The sequence below is a fragment of the Pseudoalteromonas sp. SR45-5 genome (assembly GCF_014163565.1).
GTDB lineage: Bacteria > Pseudomonadota > Gammaproteobacteria > Enterobacterales > Alteromonadaceae > Pseudoalteromonas > Pseudoalteromonas distincta.
The window spans coordinates 1-3,285 of sequence record NZ_JACJDN010000465.1; the positions used below are offsets into that span (position 1 = coordinate 1).

General features: G+C 36.2%; 2 protein-coding genes. One reads left to right on the plus strand and one right to left on the minus strand.

Annotated features, from left to right (window positions below; all coding sequences use genetic code 11):
• Window positions 1-178: 178 nt before the first annotated feature.
• Window positions 179-1,621: a capsule assembly Wzi family protein gene (locus tag H5072_RS15165; protein WP_182693994.1), complete on the plus strand. Its 1,443-nt coding sequence runs from the start codon at window positions 179-181 to the stop codon at window positions 1,619-1,621.
• Window positions 1,622-1,932: 311 nt separating this feature from the next.
• Here H5072_RS15165 and H5072_RS15170 read toward each other — a convergent pair whose 3' ends face one another.
• Entirely contained in the window at window positions 1,933-3,099 is a 1,167-nt protein-coding gene (locus tag H5072_RS15170) for a nucleotide sugar dehydrogenase (RefSeq protein WP_182693995.1), read from the minus strand.
• Between the last annotated feature and the right edge of the window lie 186 nt (window positions 3,100-3,285).

The window sequence follows — 3,285 nt, forward strand, 5'->3', positions numbered from 1 at the left end:
GCAAAACACTACATGCAAAAACGCGCTCGAATTTAACGGATAGCCTATCACCTGCGAATGATAGCCTACTCCTATATATCCCCACTAATATATCGCTTTTTTCTTCCTTACTTAGGCGTTTATTGCTAACCTCGCGTTAACGTTTTTACTTAAACAAATTTTTGCTAACGGAATAATTATGCTCAAAAAAATATCACTGTTTATCGGGATGGCAATCAGTGCAAATGCTGTTGCTAAAGGTGGCGTATCACCCTACTTACCTTTAAATCAAGCCCCAGAACTTGAGCACTTAGTACAACAACTTTTAGCTGTAAGTAAAAACACACACATTATGAGTAAACCTTATAAATCTCACGATATTTATCGAATATTACAAACCATAAGGTATGACTACCCTGAGCTTTATCACACACTTACTTATCAAATTAATCCTTATATACAATCAAGCGCAACCACTCTTGCTAAAGTAACTTTATCAGCAGGCACGAATGAAAAGAACATACCAAATCAACGCGGCCAAACAACAAAAACAAACCTAATAGTTGAAGGTGGTGCTTATTCTAATTTTGGTGATTACTTCGGTATGAGTGCTGTGGGTATAGCCAACGAGGATGAAATATTACTAACGCAAAGTATCATGTACTTAGGCTTCAAATATGCACAACTTGATATCGGTTATAGAGAGCATTGGTATTCACCTTTTAACAACAGCGCAATGTTACTCAGCACACAAGCCGAAACAACTCCATCTATATCCATAAGTAATGTAACCCCCATAACTAGCTTTAATATTCGATACGATATGTTTATTACTCAACTCTCTGAGCAAAGAGGTATCTTAAAAAACAAAAGAGTCGAAAACGCAGAAGATCGAGAGTATGAACCCGGAAAACCTTACTTATTCGGCCTACATACTAGCTTAGCAATAACTGACAATCTGACTGTCAGTTTAAGCCGTCTCATGCAGTTCGGTGGGGGACCAAGAGATGTATCATTAAAAGATTTTGCTGAAGGTTTTTTTAGCCCCGGAAGCAAAGATAATGTTGGCGAAGATGACACAAACGACGTTAACTTTGAATTAGGTGATCAGCTAGGTGCTATTGCTTTTGAGTATTCGAACACACTCTATGATACACCTTATGAACTATATGCAGAAATAGCATTAGAAGACACCCTTGGAGGGGATCGTAATAATGCATATAGCTTTGGTTTATTTCTTCCATTTATCAGCGACAAACACAGCTTACGCATCGAACACAGTAACTGGCAAGAGCTTTGGTATGCCAATGGTATATATCTAGATGGAAATAGAAATAACGGCAATGTAATTGGCCACTGGGCTGGTGATGAGCATATCTACGACGACTATGTTGCTGCTAAGGCCGTTAGCTTAAATTGGAACTGGCAATTGAATCGAAAAGAGAGCCTGCAAACTACATTCAGCAGTTTAAAAAACAAAAGTGATGTTTATACGACCAGCTATGAGTTACAAATAACTTATAATAGAAAGCTTCCTAGAGCAGCTTGGGGAGTTAAAAGCTGGGGTGTAGATTTTTATGGCGGTGAGGATGTATACGGTGACTCATTTGCTAAATTAGGTGTTACGGCCAATTTTAATTAGTAATAGCTGTTTTGTGCTTACATTTAAATTATATCAATTCGCTTAATTAGGTGATCTATTTTGAGGTAATAAAATCGTGTTGGTAACAAGACAAAAATTTCGTTATTTATTTGTTATATATCGGAATTTTTAACACAGTTAGCGTCAGATTTAACCCCTCAAATTTATTAAGTATTATTGTTATTAAGCCAAATAAAATGTATAGCACTTAATGCTATAGACCTTCACACTATATAGATATAAAAAACCCCGTGATTACCACGGGGTTACATACGTATTAAACAATAAGAAGCTAATAGCTTGTTAGTAGTTTAATCACTACCAAATAAATCGCGTGTATAAACTTTGTCAGCAATATCACTGAGCTCTTCAACCATACGGTTAGATACAACAACGTCAGATATTTGCTTGAATTCATTTAAGTCTTTAATTACGCGAGAGTGATAAAACTCATTTTCTTCAAGTACTGGCTCGTAAACTACTACCTCAATACCTTTAGCTTTAATGCGCTTCATAATACCTTGAATAGCAGAAGCTCTAAAGTTATCAGACCCTGTTTTCATTACTAAACGATACACGCCAACCACTTTAGGGCTACGCTTAATTATTGAGTCCGCAATAAAGTCTTTACGTGTCGTATTAGCATCAACAATCGCACCAATAATGTTGTTTGGTACATTTGCATAATTTGCACGTAATTGCTTAGTATCTTTTGGTAAGCAGTAACCGCCATATCCAAACGATGGATTATTGTAATGATCACCAATACGTGGGTCTAAACTAACACCCTGTATAATTTGCTTAGAGTTTAAGCCATGCGCTTCAGCGTAGCTATCAAGCTCATTAAAGTAAGCTACACGCATTGCTAAATAAGTGTTTGAGAACAACTTAATAGCTTCGGCTTCAGTTGAGTCAGTAAAAAGTACTTCAATATCTTCTTTGATAGCGCCTTGCTTAAGTAAGTTAGCAAATACACTTGCACGCTCAGTTTGCTCACCAACAACAATACGCGATGGGTATAGGTTATCGTGTAGCGCTTTACCTTCACGTAAAAACTCCGGTGAAAATATTAAATTACTAATACCCAACGTCTCTTTAATATTTTGCGTAAAACCAACCGGTATAGTCGACTTAATCACCATAACTGCATTTGGGTTATGCGCTATCGCATCTTTAATTACAGCCTCTACAGAGCTTGTATTAAAGTAGTTATTTTCAACATCGTAATCGGTTGGAGTCGCAATAATTACAAAATCGGCATTTTTGTATGCGGCTACTTTATCAGTTGTGGCTGTAAAATTTAAATCACTGCGTGTTAAAAAATCACTAATTTCAGTATCAACAATAGGCGATTGCTTATTGTTTAAAAGCGCAATTTTGTGTTCGTCTATATCTAATGCAACCACTTCATTGTGTTGTGCTAACAACATAGCATTAGAAAGGCCTACATAGCCTGTACCTACAACGGCAACTTTCATTTTATTCCCTTAATATTTATAGTGTTAATCATTCTAATTTTACTTTATGAGCGTTCACTTAAAAACAATTTTATCACCCATAACACAGAGGTACTACATCGAGAAGTTATTAGATCTTCTCCTTGTCTTCTAGGTGGTGATAATAATGTCTTAATTACTTTATGAGCATTTAGCCCAAAACAATTT